Source organism: Oceanisphaera psychrotolerans, from assembly GCF_001870485.1.
GTDB lineage: Bacteria > Pseudomonadota > Gammaproteobacteria > Enterobacterales > Aeromonadaceae > Oceanimonas > Oceanimonas psychrotolerans.
Genome location: NZ_MDKE01000011.1, coordinates 212,200 through 227,957, shown reverse-complemented (window position 1 = coordinate 227,957; position 15,758 = coordinate 212,200). Strand labels below are relative to the sequence as shown.

13 protein-coding genes and 2 tRNA genes are annotated in these 15,758 nt (G+C 58.9%); 14 read left to right on the top strand and 1 reads right to left on the bottom strand.

What is annotated here, in order from left to right:
* Window positions 1–8: 8 nt before the first annotated feature.
* Window positions 9–1,451: an aldehyde dehydrogenase family protein gene (locus BFR47_RS05245; RefSeq protein ID WP_071472082.1), complete on the bottom strand. Its 1,443-nt coding sequence runs from the start codon at window positions 1,449–1,451 to the stop codon at window positions 9–11.
* Window positions 1,452–1,545: 94 nt separating this feature from the next.
* On the opposite strand from BFR47_RS05245, the gene BFR47_RS05240 reads away from it, so the two are divergent.
* From BFR47_RS05240 to BFR47_RS05175, 14 genes are all read left to right on the top strand, one after another.
* On the top strand, window positions 1,546–2,436 hold the full coding sequence (locus BFR47_RS05240; RefSeq protein ID WP_071472081.1) for a LysR family transcriptional regulator: 891 nt from the start codon (window positions 1,546–1,548) through the stop codon (window positions 2,434–2,436).
* Window positions 2,437–2,789: 353 nt separating this feature from the next.
* On the top strand, window positions 2,790–4,511 hold the full coding sequence (locus tag BFR47_RS05235) for a hypothetical protein (protein WP_071472080.1): 1,722 nt from the start codon (window positions 2,790–2,792) through the stop codon (window positions 4,509–4,511).
* Window positions 4,511–5,260: a DUF3726 domain-containing protein gene (locus BFR47_RS05230; RefSeq protein ID WP_071472079.1), complete on the top strand. Its 750-nt coding sequence runs from the start codon at window positions 4,511–4,513 to the stop codon at window positions 5,258–5,260. Before BFR47_RS05235 ends, BFR47_RS05230 begins: the two co-directional genes overlap by 1 nt.
* Before the next feature lie 138 nt (window positions 5,261–5,398).
* Complete coding sequence (locus tag BFR47_RS05225) at window positions 5,399–6,133, top strand: sulfite exporter TauE/SafE family protein (protein WP_071472078.1); 735 nt, start codon at window positions 5,399–5,401, stop codon at window positions 6,131–6,133.
* A gap of 100 nt (window positions 6,134–6,233) precedes the next feature.
* Window positions 6,234–6,728, top strand: a complete 495-nt coding sequence (locus BFR47_RS05220; RefSeq protein WP_425433986.1) for a CinA family protein — start codon at window positions 6,234–6,236, stop codon at window positions 6,726–6,728.
* A gap of 70 nt (window positions 6,729–6,798) precedes the next feature.
* Window positions 6,799–7,869: a recombinase RecA gene (recA, locus tag BFR47_RS05215; protein ID WP_071472076.1), complete on the top strand. Its 1,071-nt coding sequence runs from the start codon at window positions 6,799–6,801 to the stop codon at window positions 7,867–7,869.
* A 51-nt stretch (window positions 7,870–7,920) separates the two neighbouring features.
* Complete coding sequence (locus BFR47_RS05210) at window positions 7,921–8,382, top strand: regulatory protein RecX (RefSeq protein WP_083399017.1); 462 nt, start codon at window positions 7,921–7,923, stop codon at window positions 8,380–8,382.
* A 104-nt stretch (window positions 8,383–8,486) separates the two neighbouring features.
* On the top strand, window positions 8,487–11,111 hold the full coding sequence (gene alaS / locus BFR47_RS05205; protein ID WP_071472074.1) for an alanine--tRNA ligase: 2,625 nt from the start codon (window positions 8,487–8,489) through the stop codon (window positions 11,109–11,111).
* Window positions 11,112–11,302: 191 nt separating this feature from the next.
* Entirely contained in the window at window positions 11,303–11,494 is a 192-nt protein-coding gene (csrA, locus tag BFR47_RS05200; protein WP_071472073.1) for a carbon storage regulator CsrA, read from the top strand.
* Window positions 11,495–11,628: 134 nt separating this feature from the next.
* Window positions 11,629–11,721 (top strand) — tRNA-Ser (locus BFR47_RS05195).
* A gap of 5 nt (window positions 11,722–11,726) precedes the next feature.
* Window positions 11,727–11,803, top strand: a tRNA-Arg gene (locus BFR47_RS05190).
* Between the two features lie 314 nt (window positions 11,804–12,117).
* Window positions 12,118–12,360, top strand: coding sequence for an OadG family transporter subunit (locus BFR47_RS05185; RefSeq protein WP_071472222.1), 243 nt, complete (start codon window positions 12,118–12,120; stop codon window positions 12,358–12,360).
* Window positions 12,361–12,432: 72 nt separating this feature from the next.
* Window positions 12,433–14,226 (top strand): sodium-extruding oxaloacetate decarboxylase subunit alpha, encoded by a 1,794-nt coding sequence (gene oadA, locus BFR47_RS05180; protein ID WP_071472072.1) that lies wholly within the window; start codon window positions 12,433–12,435, stop codon window positions 14,224–14,226.
* 9 nt (window positions 14,227–14,235) lie between these two features.
* Entirely contained in the window at window positions 14,236–15,366 is a 1,131-nt protein-coding gene (locus BFR47_RS05175; protein ID WP_071472071.1) for a sodium ion-translocating decarboxylase subunit beta, read from the top strand.
* Window positions 15,367–15,758 lie beyond the last annotated feature (392 nt).

The window sequence follows — 15,758 nt, the reverse complement described above, 5'->3', positions numbered from 1 at the left end:
CGTCCCCGTTACGCGCGGATGTAGGTGGTTTTCACGACGGTGTAGAATTCCCTGGCGTAGGTACCCTGTTCACGAGGGCCGAAGCTGGAATCCTTGCGACCGCCGAACGGCACGTGATAATCGGTACCGGCCGTCGGCAGGTTGACCATCACACAGCCGGTCTTGGCATTGCGTTTGAAGTCGGTGGCGTACTTCAGCGACTCGGTGCAGATGCCGCCGGTCAGGCCGAAGTTGGTGTCGTTCAGGGTGGCCAGGGCCTCGGCATAATCCTTCACCTTGATGACGCAGGCGATGGGGGCGAAGGCTTCTTCCCGGTTGATGGTCATGTCGTTGGTGGTGTCGACAAACAGCGCCGGCTGCATGTAGTAGCCTTCGGTCTCTTCGGTGAGAACTTCGCCGCCGTAGACCAGCTTGGCGCCTTCGCTCTTGGCCAGTTCCAGGTATTTCAGGTTGGACTCCATCTGGCGGGCATCGGCCACGGCACCGATGTGCACGCCTTCCTTCAGCGGGTTACCAACCACCAGCTTCTTCATCCGCTCGATCACGGCGGCGACGAAACGGTCGTGGATGCCTTCGGTGACGATCAGGCGGGAAGAGGCGGTACATTTCTGGCCGGTGCCGCCGTAGGCGCCACCCACGGCGCACTCGACGGCGTTGTCCAGGTCGGCGTCGTCCAGCACCACCAGGGCGTTCTTGCTGCCCATTTCCAGCTGGCACTTGACCAGGTTGACGGCGGTGGCCGCGGCGACCTTGCGACCGGTTTCCAGCGAGCCGGTAAAGGTCAGGGCATTGATATCACGGGAGTTGATCAGCACATCACCGACCTCGGCACCCGGACCCATCACCAGGTTGAAGGTACCGGCGGGCAGGTTCTGGCGCGAGATGATTTCGGTCAATGCCCAGGCGGAGGCGGGAACCTGATTGGCCGGCTTCCATACGATAGCATTGCCGAAGGCCAGGGCCGGGGCGATTTTCCAGGCGCCGGTGGCGGTCGGGAAGTTCCAGGGGGTGATGATGCCGACCACTCCGACCGGCTCGCGGCGGGTTTCGATTTCGACACCGGGGCGTACCGAGTCGGCGGTTTCGCCCATCTGGCGCAGTACTTCGGCGGCATAGTAGTGGAAGAACTGACCGGAACGATAGACTTCACCGGCCCCCTCGGCCAGGGTCTTGCCTTCTTCCCGGGCCAGCAGCCGACCCAGCTCATCCTTGCGGGCGATCAGTTCGTCACCGATGGCCATCAGCACAGCGTAACGCTGCTCCAGTCCGCTTTTCTGCCACTCCAGCTGACCCTTAACGGCGGCGGCGATGGCGGCCTTGGTCTGGGCGGCATCGGCCTGGGCGTAGTGACCTATTACATCGCTGAGGTCGGAAGGGCTGACGTTGGCAATCGAGCTTGAACCTTCCACCCACTCGCCGGCAATGTAGTTGCGAAATACTGAATCAGACATAATAGATCTCCTATACCAAGTTGGATTCATGATAAGAGCTGTGATTTAATAATAAAAATTAATAAATAATATTGATTGATAAGGAAGTCTTATCATGTTGCCGGAGTTCAAGATCACACAACTGCGTCACTTCGTCTGGGTGGCCGAACTGAAAGGCTTTCACGTGGCCGCCGAAAAGGCCCACCGTACCCAACCGGCCATCTCTCTTTCTATTCGCGATCTGGAAAACAAGCTGGGCGAGGCGCTGTTCGAGAAACGTAACAGCCGTACCGCCAAGACCGAGCTGACGCCCTTTGGCCGGCACTTCCTGCCCAGAGCCAAGGAGCTGATCGCCCATCATGACCGCATTGCCGAAGACATGACCTTGCTGGCCGAGCACAAGACCGGTCATCTGCGGCTGGCGTCGGTGCCGTCCATCGCCAGCCGTTTTCTGCCCGAGCTGCTGCTGAATTTTATCGGCGACAGTGAACTGCACGTCAGCGTGTTTGACGATAATTCGGGCGCGGTGCTGAAAATGGTGGAAAACCAGCAGGTGGATTTCGGCATCGCCAGCCTGTTCGACGAGCACGACCAGAGTGAAAAGCACTTTACCCCGGTATGGGAAGACAAACTCGGGGTGGTCTGTCTCAAGGAGCATCCTCTGGCCGCGAGTCGGGAACTGCACTGGCGTGAGCTGCAGCAGTACCGTCTGATCAGCAACGGTACCTCCCGCTTGCTGGCAGGCAGTGAGGCGGAACCACTGCTGGCCCACTCCCAGTACTATATCTCCAACATGATTTCGCTGATCGCCATGCTGGAGGCCGGCTTCGGCATTACCACTCTGCCCTGGTATGCCTTTCCGCGGGACAATACCCGGTTGACCTTCATCCCCCTGCACACACCTGTGGTCACGCGACGCATCGGTATCATCCGGCTGAACAACAAATCCCTGCCCCCGCCGGCTCAGGCGCTGGTCGACTTCATCCTGGCCGGCCAACAAGATTAGCCCCCGACCCCCGCCGGCTCTCCACCGGCAGGGATGACACGGCCATAAGCTGCTTCAGATCTCATTTTTGTTAATTAATTTCTATGGGTAGAGACTCCTCTATTCACATTTCCATCAGTATTAATGCGCCTTGGCAGCACCCTGATAAACTTTCCTTATCAATTGATATAACCATTTAACTTGTCGGGATTTATTGCCCTGATTGATGATGCATTCCATGAGGCAGGAAGAGCGGTGAACATTCGAGACAGACATCGGATGCCGTTTTCTCTTCCAGACCCGGTGCCGTGTCGGACGCTGTGTTCGACGACTGGCGCAACAAGGACATGTAGCAATTAATCGAGGGTAGAAACATGATGAGGTTAGCTGCGATCAAAGCCTCCCTGCGGGGGCCGAATGCACTGCCGCTGCGACCCGTGGATCAGGTGATGGATCTGGAGCGACTGGGCGCCATGCACCAGAGTCGCTTGAGTTTCATGCGCATACTGGTGCGTCGCATCATGCTGGAACGTTGGCAGATCGACACCGCCCGTCTGGACTTGTGTGCCGACGGTTACGGCACCGTGATTTATGAAATCAACACTCCCCAGGGGCTGTTCAGCTTCGTTATCTTTTCCGATTATCTGAGCCCCGAAGAGCGTAACGACCGGGTTATCGCCAGTAAATGGGATCTGACCATGGCGCTGGTGGAAGGCCGGGTCGACGACGAGTATCTGGCGTTTTTGCGCCAGAACGTGCCCTTGCAGGAAGCCGGCCGGGTGGATTCACGGGTGTTCGTGTTGTCTCGTGCCAATCGCAGCGCCCGCAACTTTGATTATGTGGTGGAACAGTTGGCCAACGGCGAGCAGCCCGACGTGGCCAAGATCGCCAAGGTCGGTTATCTCTATCGCACCACCGCCGTCTACGGCAGTGGCAAGCTGGGTATGGCCGACTGGGACAAGGTCAGCAGCCGTTACCCGGACTTTGCCCGTCCCTTTGCCGCCGAGATGTTTGCCTGCCTGATGCTGAGAAACTTCAGCCTGCTGCAGGTAGAGCACATCGCCCGAAGCCGTAATCCGCAGCAATACAATCCCATGCAGCCGGAGATCAAACGCTACTTCGGCATCGGCAATTCCACCGGTCTCGGCATGGCCCCTTATCTGATCAATCATCCCATGCTGATCAATCAGTGGGTGGAGATGCGCGAGCTGGCGCTGGCGCTGGTCCGTACCCTCGGTCATATCGACGAGTCGGTACGCCGGCAGTTCGATGTGTTGCTGGCGCGCAGTGCCCGGCACATGGCCGAAACCCTGACCGAAGACGCCTGGCAAACCGAAAACAACCGGCGTGTCATCGAGGATCTGGCGGCCCTGCAGCAACAGGCCAGCCACTCTCTGACCGACTGGAACGAACTGCTGGCCTGGAGCGAGCAGCATTGCTCCTTGCAGGGACAGGAGCTGCTGGTATCTGTGCTGCTGGAGCTGTATCCGCAACTGGTGGACGGCCTGGATGATTATTACTGCGTGGAAGAGTTTCTCGATCTGGATCCGCTGATGCCGCTGCAGCAACTGAAAGCGGTGATCGAGCGCCGCTATGACTGGGCGCTGAAGACCGATTTCAGCCAGACGGGAGCCCGGGATATTTTCTGGTATCGCTCGGAAGAAAAAATGGAGCCTCGTCTGGGGGAGTGCGCCCTCGACACTGGCAAGGAAAAGCAGATGGCGCTGGGCGTGGGTTACGCCGTATACAAGTGTTACCAGCAGTTGTGCCAATACATTCAGGAGCACCCGCAGCATACCACGGCCCGTTTCATGGTGGCCCGGCCCAAGCTGCGCGGCATTGTGCGCCGTATCCAGAGCATGGACCGCTGCGTGTACGGTGACATTCAGGCCAACCTGCTGGCCCGGGATATCCTGCCCATGCATCTGCTGCGCTGCAAACTGTCGTTTTTCGGGGTCAGCAAGTTCGATCCGCGTTCCAAGCTGTGGGTGCGCAACACCATGTATCAGGGGGCGCCCCTGCTGGAAGACATCGGCAAGATCTATAACGACGACTGGTTTATGCCCCTGGCACCCGGACAGCAAGGAGAAGCCTGATGCAGGTCTCGATGAATGAATTGAAGGCGGCACTGCGCCGCTGCTTTGAAGCTTCCGGTTACTTCGTCGGTAACTACGAAGACGCCGCCAACATGGTGCTGTGGCTGGAAAAGCATGGTCTCAATGGTCTGGCGGAGCTGGAGCGGGCGTTGCCCTATATCACCGAGGACGCCGACAAGCCGCTGAGCACCGTCGTCTATGAAGACAGCACCTCGGCCATTATCGACAGCAACGGTCGCAGCGCGCTCAATTGCATCGCGGCCTCGGTGGATCTGGCCCATGCCAAGGCACTGGAAAGCGGCATCGCCACCATTACCGTGCATAACTGTCATAATCGCATGTTTGCACTCAAGGCCCTGACCGACTGTGGCCGGCGTGGTATCAGCGTCACTGCCTACTGGCAGAACGGCAGCAAGACGGTGAAGGAATATGCCGCGGCCATCAAGGCGGGAGAGCGTTATCCCAGCTTCAGCGAGGCGGCCACCAATCTGGTGACCAGCCCGGATGAACAGCAGGCACTGACCATCGTCTGCAGTTCCCGGGTCGATTTGTCCGGTTCGCTGCAGCGCTCCAGGGGCAACCGCAATGCCCGTTACATGAGCCCCGAGCAGCTGGCCGAAAACAAGGAATACATCATCGATAACGGTATCGGGATCGACGAGGCACTGTGGGCCGAGATCAACCGCATCGGTGCCGGCATTCTGGTAGAAAACAGCGAGCGCTCCCGTCAGGGAGCCGGCAGCCGGTAAGGGTATCAAGTAACCGGTTATTGATTGCAGCTTGAAGGTAACAGGGCCACCACCGGCAAGGTGCTCCCTGTTACCTCCTCCCGTCGTTTTATCTTCGCCCGTGCTAGACTGCCTGCCTTTTTCACCCGGATATTCTTCATGCTGTATTCTCCCGATGAACTGCTAGCGCTGCTGATCGTGACCGGCGGTATTGTGGTGCAGGCCTGGGTGGGCATCGGCTTCGGCCTGCTGGCCGCGCCCCTGCTGTATCTGATCGAGCCCGCCTATGTGCCGGGGCCCGTATTGGTGCTGGGCTGGATGCTGTCTATCGTGGTGGTGCTCAAACAGCGGCACTCGCTCAACTGGCGGCGTGTACTGCCCGCCATCGTGGCGCGGCTGCCCGGTTCCTGGTGTGGTGCCCTCTTGCTGGTGAGCATAGCGCCCTGGCAACTGAGCCTGTTTTTCGGCACAGCCCTGTTGCTGGCAGTGTGGCTGAGCCTGCGTCGCTATGCGCTGGCGCTGACCCCCTTCAGCCTGACGGTGGCGGGTTTTTTATCCGGTGTACTGGGCACGACCACCTCGGTCGGCGGGCCACCGATGGCCTTGCTCTATCAGCATGAGTCACGGTTGACGACCCGCAACGAAATTGCCGCCTTCTTCCTGATTGGCACGCCGCTGTCGGTCTTGATGTTGCTGCTTAATGGCGGTCTTGAACTGCTTGCTCCGTCGCTGATCCTGAAGATGACCCCCGGCGTGCTGCTGGGCTTCTGGCTGTCCCGCCGGCTGGAAGGTGCGTTTCTAAACGACAATGTCCGGCCGGCGATACTGCTGATCTCCGCCCTGTCGGCACTGGTCGTCTTGTGGCAGGGGGTGACGGGGGGCCTGAACGGATAACGTTTGGCAGACCGTTGGCGCTGATAGCCGTTGGCGATGCCGACCCGGATCGGCATAATGAACCGGTATTGGCATTCCGATGGCAGCCGGGGAGGGCGCTTTGAATCTGTCGACACAGGCACAACAACTGGGTGAGGCCCTGTTGAGCAGGGGGTTAAAGGTGACTACGGCCGAGTCCTGTACCGGGGGAGGCATCGCCTGTACCATCACCGATATTGCCGGCAGTTCTGCCTGGTTCGAACGGGGTTTTGTGACCTACTCCAACGCGGCCAAGAGCGAGATGCTGGGCGTGGATCCCGCGCTTATCGAGCGGGAGGGCGCGGTCAGTGAAGCGGTGGTGGTGGCCATGGCCAGGGGAGCCTGCGCCGCCTCTGGCAATGATCTGGGGGTGGCGGTGAGTGGTGTGGCCGGCCCGGGCGGTGGCAGCCCGGAAAAACCGGTCGGCACCGTCTGGCTGGCCTGCTATCTGGCGACGGCGGATAAAGCCTGTAGCCGTCTGCTGCAGCTCGAGGGTGATCGCCTGACCGTGCGCCGGCAAACCATAGCGGCGGCGCTGCAGGAGTGCCTGGCGCTGCTGGACGTCACCCAGGCTTGATACTGTACGAATAACCAGTATACTCAACCTTATATTTTTCGACGCATTAGCTTAATCAGCGGAGCTCCTCATGGATCAGAACAAAGAAAAAGCCTTGGCCGCGGCCCTGGGCCAGATTGAAAAGCAATTTGGCAAAGGCTCTATCATGCGACTGGGCGACAACAAGGCGCTGAATGTCGAGGCGATCTCCACCGGCTCCCTGTCGCTGGATATCGCGCTCGGCATCGGCGGTCTGCCCACCGGCCGTATTGTCGAGATCTATGGTCCCGAGTCTTCCGGTAAAACGACCCTGACCCTGCAGGTCATTGCCGAGGCCCAGCGGGCAGGCAAGGTCTGTGCCTTCGTGGATGCGGAGCACGCGCTGGATCCGGTCTATGCCGGCAAGCTGGGCGTCAACGTCGACGATTTGCTGGTGTCGCAGCCGGATACCGGGGAGCAGGCGCTCGAAATCTGTGACATGCTGGTGCGTTCCGGTGCTGTCGACGTCATCATCGTCGATTCGGTGGCGGCGCTGACCCCGCGAGCCGAAATTGAAGGCGAGATGGGCGACTCTCACGTGGGTCTGCAGGCGCGTCTAATGTCGCAGGCACTGCGCAAGCTCACCGGTAACATCAAGAGTGCCAACTGCCTGGTCATCTTCATCAACCAGATCCGCATGAAGATCGGCGTCATGTTCGGTAGCCCGGAAACCACCACCGGCGGTAATGCGCTCAAGTTCTATGCCTCGGTGCGTCTGGATATTCGTCGTATCGGCGCCATCAAGGAAGGCGACGAAGTCATCGGTAACGAGACCCGGGTCAAGGTGGTCAAGAACAAGGTGGCGCCCCCGTTCAAGCAGGCCGAGTTCCAGATCGTGTACGGCGCCGGTATTTCCAAGGAAGGCGAGCTGATCGAGCTGGGCGTCAAGCACAAGCTGGTTGAAAAAGCCGGTGCCTGGTACAGCTACAAAGGCAACAAGATCGGTCAGGGCAAGGCCAACTCGATGAAATACCTGCTGGAGCACAAAGACATCTCCGATGAAATCGAGCTGCAGCTGCGTCAGATGCTGTTGCTGGCACCGGGCTCCGCCAAGGACGAAGGCGAGGCAAAAGGTGAAGCGCTGGTCGAGCTGGACAGCCCGGACAACAACGAAGAGTTTTAATCAACAGGCCGGGAGATTCCCGGCCTTTGTTTTTATTGGTTTTGGCAGAAGATGATGGAACCACCACTTACCCCTCAGCAGCTGTGGGATTGCGCCCTCAGGCTGCTGTCTCGCCGGGATCACAGCCGACGCGAGCTGGGCCAGAAGCTGCGTCAGCGGCAATTTGATGCCGAACTGGTCGAGCAGGCACTGGATAAACTGGAGCAGCAGCAATGGCTGGCCGACCGCCGTTTTGCTGCCGTGCAGGTGCGCCAGCATATTTTTCGCAAACACGGCCCGCTGCGCATTCGCGTCGAGCTGCAGCGCAAGGGGGTTGATGAGGCCGATATCGAGCAGGCGCTGGAAGAAGAAGCACCCGACTGGTTTGAGCTGGCACTGGCCTGCTACCGGGCTCGTTTCGCCTTTGACGACCGGCTGGATATCAAGGAAAAGGCCAAACGCATGCGTTATCTGCAAAGCCGGGGCTTCGCCTTCGAGCATATCCGCCATGCGCTGGAAACCCCGCCGGAGTAGGGCTTTCTGCCCCGCCGTTGCAAGGCGCGTTTTACATTGGCCCGGATACCTTTTAAATTATCCGGGTTAACGCCTATGAACCCAGCAATAGAACAGGATTATCCATGCAGATGACCACATCTGAGTTACGCACCGCGTTTCTCGAGTATTTCCGCCAGCAGGGCCACCAGGTGGTGGCATCCAGCTCGCTGGTGCCCCACAACGACCCGACCCTGCTGTTTACCAATGCCGGCATGAACCAGTTCAAGGATTTGTTCCTGGGGCTGGAGCAGCGGGCCTACAACCGGGCGACCAGCTCGCAGCGTTGTGTGCGCGCCGGCGGCAAGCACAACGATCTGGAGAATGTGGGATATACCGCGCGTCACCATACTTTTTTCGAAATGCTGGGCAACTTCAGTTTCGGTGACTACTTCAAGCAGGATGCCATTCGCTTCGCCTGGGAATTTCTGACCGAAGTGGTCAAACTGCCCAAGGAAAAGTTGTGGGTGACCGTTTATGCCACCGACGACGAGGCCTTCGATATCTGGTCGAAGGAAGTCGGGGTGCCGGTTGAACGCATCGTACGTATCGGCGACAACAAGGGTGCCCAGTATGCATCCGACAACTTCTGGACCATGGGCGATACCGGCCCCTGTGGCCCCTGTACCGAAATTTTCTACGATCACGGCGAGCACATCTGGGGCGGCCCTCCCGGTAGCCCGGAAGAAGACGGCGATCGTTATATCGAGATCTGGAACCTGGTATTCATGCAGTTCAACCGCCACGCGGACGGTACCATGGAACCGCTGCCCAAGCCGTCGGTCGACACCGGCATGGGGCTGGAGCGTATCGCCACCATTCTGCAGGGCGTGCATTCCAACTACGAAATCGATCTGTTCCAGGCGCTGATCAAGGCGGCGGCCCGGGCCGTGGGCACCGAGGACCTGGACAACAAGTCGCTGCGGGTGATCGCCGACCATATCCGTTCCTGCTCCTTCCTGATCGCCGACGGCGTGATGCCGTCCAACGAAGGCCGGGGCTATGTACTGCGCCGTATCATTCGTCGCGCCGTGCGCCACGGCCGCAAGCTGGGCGCCGAACAGTCCTTCTTCTATACCCTGGTGGGCGCCCTGTGCGAGCAGATGGCCGAGGCCTATCCGGAGCTGAACACCCAGCGGCCCATTATCGAGAAGGTACTGCGACTGGAAGAAGAACAGTTTGCCCGAACTCTGGGCCGCGGTCTGCAACTGCTGGAAGAAGCCATTGAAGAAATGGGTGACAGCAAGGAGCTGCCGGGCGAAGTGGTGTTCAAGCTGTACGACACCTACGGTTTTCCGGCCGACCTCACCGCCGACGTACTGCGTGATCGCGAGTTGAGCATCGATGAAGCCGGCTTCGAGACCCTGATGCAGCAGCAGCGGGAGCGGGCCAAGGAAGCCTCCAACTTCGGCGTGGACTATTCCAGGACGATCAAGGTGGATGGCGAAACCGACTTCACCGGTTACCAGCATCTGGCCGAATCGGCCAGGGTGACGGCGCTGTTCAAGGACGGCGAACCGGTATCGGCGCTGATCGCGGGTGAAGAGGGCGCCGTGGTACTGGACAAGACCCCCTTCTATGCGGAGTCCGGTGGTCAGGTCGGTGATACCGGCGTGATCAAGCTGGATGGCGGTCTCTTCGTAGTCCGGGATACCCAGAAAGCCGGTAACGGTATTCTGCACCTGGGTCAGCTGGAGCTGGGCACCCTGGAAGCCGGTGATTCGGTCACCGCCGCGGTGGACGCCTATCGTCGCCAGGCCACGGCTCTCAACCATTCGGTGACTCACCTGATGCACGAGTGCCTGCGCAAGCTGCTGGGCGACCACGTCATTCAGAAGGGCTCGCTGGTAGGGCCGGACCGGATGCGCTTCGATTTCTCGCACCTGGAAGCCATGACCGCGCAGGAAATTCGCGAAATCGAAGACATGGTCAACAAGGAGATCAGGGCCAACCACGCGGTCTCTACCGAGTTGATGACCCTGGACGCCGCCAAGGATGCCGGTGCCATGGCGTTGTTCGGTGAGAAGTACGACGACGAAGTGCGGGTGGTATCCATGGGGAGTGCCTCCACCGAATTGTGCGGCGGTACTCATGTGCAGCGCACCGGCGATATCGGCCTGTTCAAGATCCTGTCCGAAAGCGGCATCGCCGCCGGGGTTCGTCGCATCGAAGCGGTGACCGGTGATGCGGCGCTGGCTTATATGAATCAGCTGAATCAGGAGCTCGCTCAGGCCGCCGGTCTGGTCAAGGGTGATCTGTTCTCTGTCTCGGACAAGGTTCGTCAGGTACTGGATCGCAGCCGCCAGCTCGAAAAAGAAATCGAGCAGCTCAAGGCCAAGTTGACCGCCCATGCGGGCACGGCCTTGCTGGAACAGGTAATGGATATCAAGGGCACCAAGGTACTGGTAGCCGACCTGGAAGGTGTTGATGGCAAGTCGCTGCGCGGCTCTCTGGACGACCTCAAGGCCAGGCTGCAATCCGGTATCGTGGTGCTGGCCACGGTCACGGACGGCAAGGTGAGCCTGATTGCCGGCGTGACCAAGGATCTGACCGGCAAGGTCAAGGCCGGTGAACTGGTCAACCTGGTGGCCCAGCAGGTGGGCGGCAAGGGCGGTGGTCGTCCGGACATGGCTCAGGCCGGTGGTACCGAGCCGGCCCAGTTGCCGGCGGCCCTGGCCTCGGTCACCCCCTGGTTGACAGAGCGCCTATAATGCTGGAAGAGTAAAAATACGCCGTTGTGGCAATAAATGGCAATAAGCAGAGGCCTGTCATCGACAGGCCTCTTGATTTAAAGACGACGGCCCCCCATCTGTTAGAAGGGGAAAGGCTAGGTTTTTGAACACCTTTATCGGATAATAAGTAACATTTTCGACTATTACATAGCGCACACAGGAGCAGCCAGATGCTGATTTTGACTCGACGAGTAGGGGAAACCCTGATGATTGGTGACGAAGTCACCGTAACCGTACTAGGTGTTAAGGGTAACCAGGTTCGTATCGGTGTGAACGCGCCGAAAGAAGTATCTGTGCACCGTGAAGAAATTTACATGCGGATACAGGCCGAGAAAGGCACCGCCGAAGACAGCCAGTACTGAGTGATAGCGGGGTGATTTTTGTTAGAACTGGCTGCTTTTAACTCGTTGTGTTTAAAGACTGTTCAAACAAAAGCTCGGGCAAGAAAAGTGTTTGACTTATTTTGGCCCGGCGTTAATATACGCCCCGCAAACACGGTGAGGTGGCCGAGAGGCTGAAGGCGCTCCCCTGCTAAGGGAGTATGCGGCTTATACCCGCATCGAGGGTTCGAATCCCTCCTTCACCGCCATTTACGCATCCGTAGCTCAGCTGGATAGAGTACTCGGCTACGAACCGAGCGGTCGGAGGTTCGAATCCTCCCGGATGCGCCATATTGAACAGCCGGCCTTGTGCCGGCTTTTCTGTTTCTGCGGTTCCGGTTTCTGTCGTTCCTGCTCGTCCCTTCAGGTTGCCCCTGTTTACCCAGCCACAACGTTATCCAATCACATCATCACTTTGTATGCGAATTACTGTTTCAGGCATCAAGTGAATTTTTATGCTTATTTTTCGCTTTTAAATGTGACTCGTGTCGATGATTCATTAATTTTTTGTAATATTTACGACATTTCTGAACATGCAACGTTGCCAATGCTGCTGCAAGCTGGGTATTCTTTCCGCCGCATCCAGAACAGCAAGGAGCATGCTGATGACCAACGTCTCTTCTCAACTACTCGAGGCGGCAGGACTGATGGGGCTGGGCATGGCGTTTGTATTCGCCTTTCTCTCACTCACCATTCTTGCCATCAAGGTCTTATCGCGGTTCGCCGCCGAGCCGGTAGCCAGCCCGGCTGCCGCCGCGGCCATGCCTGCCGGTAATGGCCTGAGTCCACAAAAAATGGCCGCCATCAGCGCCGCCATCAAGCAATATAAAAACAATAAAAAAGACTGAGTCAGCAGTATCGAACGGACTGACCAAACGGAACTTAACAAAAATTAACGGAATTTATATGGAGCTCGTCAAATGACCAAACCTCTTGCCATCACCGATGTGGTGCTGCGTGACGCCCATCAATCTCTGCTGGCCACCCGCCTGCGACTGGAAGATATGCTGCCCATCGCCGAGAAGCTGGATGATATCGGCTACTGGTCGCTGGAAACCTGGGGTGGTGCCACCTTCGATGCCTGTATTCGTTATCTGGGTGAAGATCCCTGGGAGCGTCTGCGCGCCCTGAAAAAGGCGATGCCGAAAACGCCGCAGCAGATGCTGCTGCGGGGCCAGAACCTGCTGGGCTATCGCCATTACGCCGACGATCTGGTGTACAAGTTTGTCGAGCGGGCCCGCACCAACGGTATGGATGTGTTCCGTATTTTCGATGCCATGAACGATGTGCGCAATCTGGAAACCGCCATCAAGGCCACGGTAGCGGTCGAGGGCCATGCTCAGGGCACCATCTCCTATACCACTTCCAAGGTGCATACCTTGGAGATGTGGGTCGACATGGCGAAAAAACTGGAAGACATGGGTTGTCACTCCATCTGTATCAAGGACATGTCCGGTCTGCTCAAACCCTATGAGGCAGAGAAGCTGATCAAGCGTATCAAGGCCGAGGTCAAGCTGCCGTTGGCGTTGCATTGTCACGCCACTACCGGTTTGAGCCTGCCGACGCACATGAAGGCGATTGACGCCGGTATCGATATCCTGGACACCGCCATTTCCTCGATGAGCATGACCTACGGTCATTCGCCCACCGAAACCCTGGTGGCCATGGTGGAAGGCTCCGAGCGCGACACCGGCCTGGAACTGCCCAAGCTGGAAGAGATTGCGGCCTATTTTCGTGAGGTTCGCAAGAAATACGCCAAATTCGAAGGCAGCCTCAAGGGTATCGACTCCCGTATTCTGCTGGCTCAGGTACCGGGTGGCATGCTCACCAACATGGAAGGCCAGCTGAAAGAGCAGGGCGCTGCCGACAGAATGGACGAGGTGCTGAAGGAAATTCCCCGGGTACGGGAAGATCTCGGCTTTATTCCGCTGGTTACCCCGACCTCCCAGATCGTCGGCACCCAGGCGGTGATCAACGTCCTGACCGGCGAGCGCTACAAGAGCATCACCAAGGAAACCGCCGGTATTCTGAAAGGCGAGTATGGTGCGGCCCCGGCGCCGGTGAATGCCGAGCTGCAACAGCGGGTGCTGGACGGCGCCGAGGCGATCACCTGTCGTCCGGCCGATCTGCTGAGCGACGAACTGGCCAAGCTGACCGGCGAGTTTCAGGCACTGGCGAAAGAAGAAAAGCTGCGGGTCGCCACCGACGAGGTGGATGACGTGCTGACCTATGCCCTGTTTCCGCAGATTGGTCTCAAATTTATCCGTCATCGCGACGATCCTTCCGCCTTCGAACCGGCCCCCGGTACCGAGCCCGAGCCGGTGGCAGCCCCGCAGGCAGCCCGCGCCAGTGCGGGTGGCGCCGAAGTCTACGCGGTCAAGATTGACGGCCAGGTGTTCGAGGTGGAAGTGGGTCCGGCCGGCAGCATCAGCGCGGTACGTGCAGAGGGCGCTGCAGCCCCGGCTGCCGCTCCGGTTGCGGTAGCCGCTCCCAGTGGTGCGGCAGAGTCGGTATCGGCGCCGCTGGCAGGCAATATCTTCAAGATCCTGGCCAAGCCGGGTACTCAGGTCGCGGAAGGCGAGGTGTTGCTGATCCTGGAAGCGATGAAGATGGAAACCGAGGTCCGTGCCGCCAGAGCCGGACAGGTGGTTGATGTGCTGGTCAAGGAAGGGGACGCCGTCTCGGTGGGTGACCCTCTGATCAACCTGGCTTAAGGAGCAGAAATGGATTCGTTACTGACCCTGTGGCAGGAAACCGGCCTGGCCAACTTTCACTGGAAACAGCTGGTGATGATAGCGGTGGGCCTGGGCCTGATCTATCTCGCCATCGCCAGGGGCTTCGAGCCCCTGCTGTTGCTGCCCATCGGCTTCGGTGGTGTGCTGGCCAACATTCCCAATGCCGGCATGGCGGAGCCGGGCGGGCTCTTGTATTACGTCTATGAGGTGGGTATCGGCAGTGGCGTCTTTCCGCTGTTGATCTTCATGGGCGTTGGTGCAATGACCGACTTCGGTGCCCTGATAGCCAACCCCAAGACGCTGTTGCTGGGCGCGGCGGCACAGTTTGGCATCTTTGCCACGCTGTTCGGTGCCATCGCGCTGAACGCGCTGCCGGGGTTTGACTTTACCCTGGCGGATGCCTCGGCCATCGCCATCATCGGCGGTGCCGACGGCCCCACGGCCATCTTCCTGGCCTCCAAACTGGCGCCGGATTTGCTCGGTGCCATTGCGGTGGCGGCCTATTCCTACATGGCACTGGTGCCCATTATCCAGCCGCCGATCATGAAGCTGCTGACCACGCCACAGGAGCGGGCGATCAAAATGGAGCAGCTGCGTCATGTGAGCAAGCGGGAGAAGGTGTTGTTCCCGCTGATGGTGCTGACCCTGACCATTCTGTTCCTGCCGTCGGCGGCTCCGCTGATCGGTATGTTCTGTCTGGGTAACCTGATGAAGGAATCCGGGGTGGTGGATCGGTTGTCCAAGACGGCGCAGAACGAGCTGATCAACATCGTCACCATCTTCCTCGGACTGGCGGTGGGTTCCAAGCTGTCGGCGGACAAGTTCCTGACTCTCGACACCCTGGGGATACTGGGACTGGGCGCGGTGGCCTTCTCCATCGGCACCGCCGGTGGCGTGCTGATGGCCAAGCTGATGTGCAAGCTGTCCGGCGGCAAGGTCAACCCCTTGATCGGTGCAGCGGGTGTGTCGGCGGTACCGATGGCGGCCCGGGTGGTCAACAAGGTGGGACTGGAAGCGAACAACCAGAACTTCCTGTTGATGCACGCCATGGGCCCGAACGTCGCCGGTGTGCTGGGCTCGGCGGTCGCCGCCGGTGTGCTGCTGGCACTGGTCGGCTGACCCGGTATTGCTCTGACGGTTGTTACCGATAGACAAAAGGCGCCCGCGGGCGCCTTTTGCTTTTATAACAGTCCCGTTAACAGCAGGGCGCATCAATCATCAGGTGTCGGTACCTCAGGAGGCCACAGGGGCGCTCTTGTGGACACGCCATGGGGTATTGCCGCAGAACACTCTCGGTATCTTTGTTCTGACTGCAACGGTTCGTTCCGGCGAGGCTGTGGGCGGCGTTCTCGTTTTCTAGCCCTGAACTCATATCCATCGCATTAAATATTTGATCTTTTTGACGATTATGCCTATCTCGGACAATGGGTCTACTCCGCCGACTCGCCGTAAATCCATCCTTGGAGGCTCAGCCGCACCATCCGTGGTGCGGATGGTCGGCTGAGCAGATC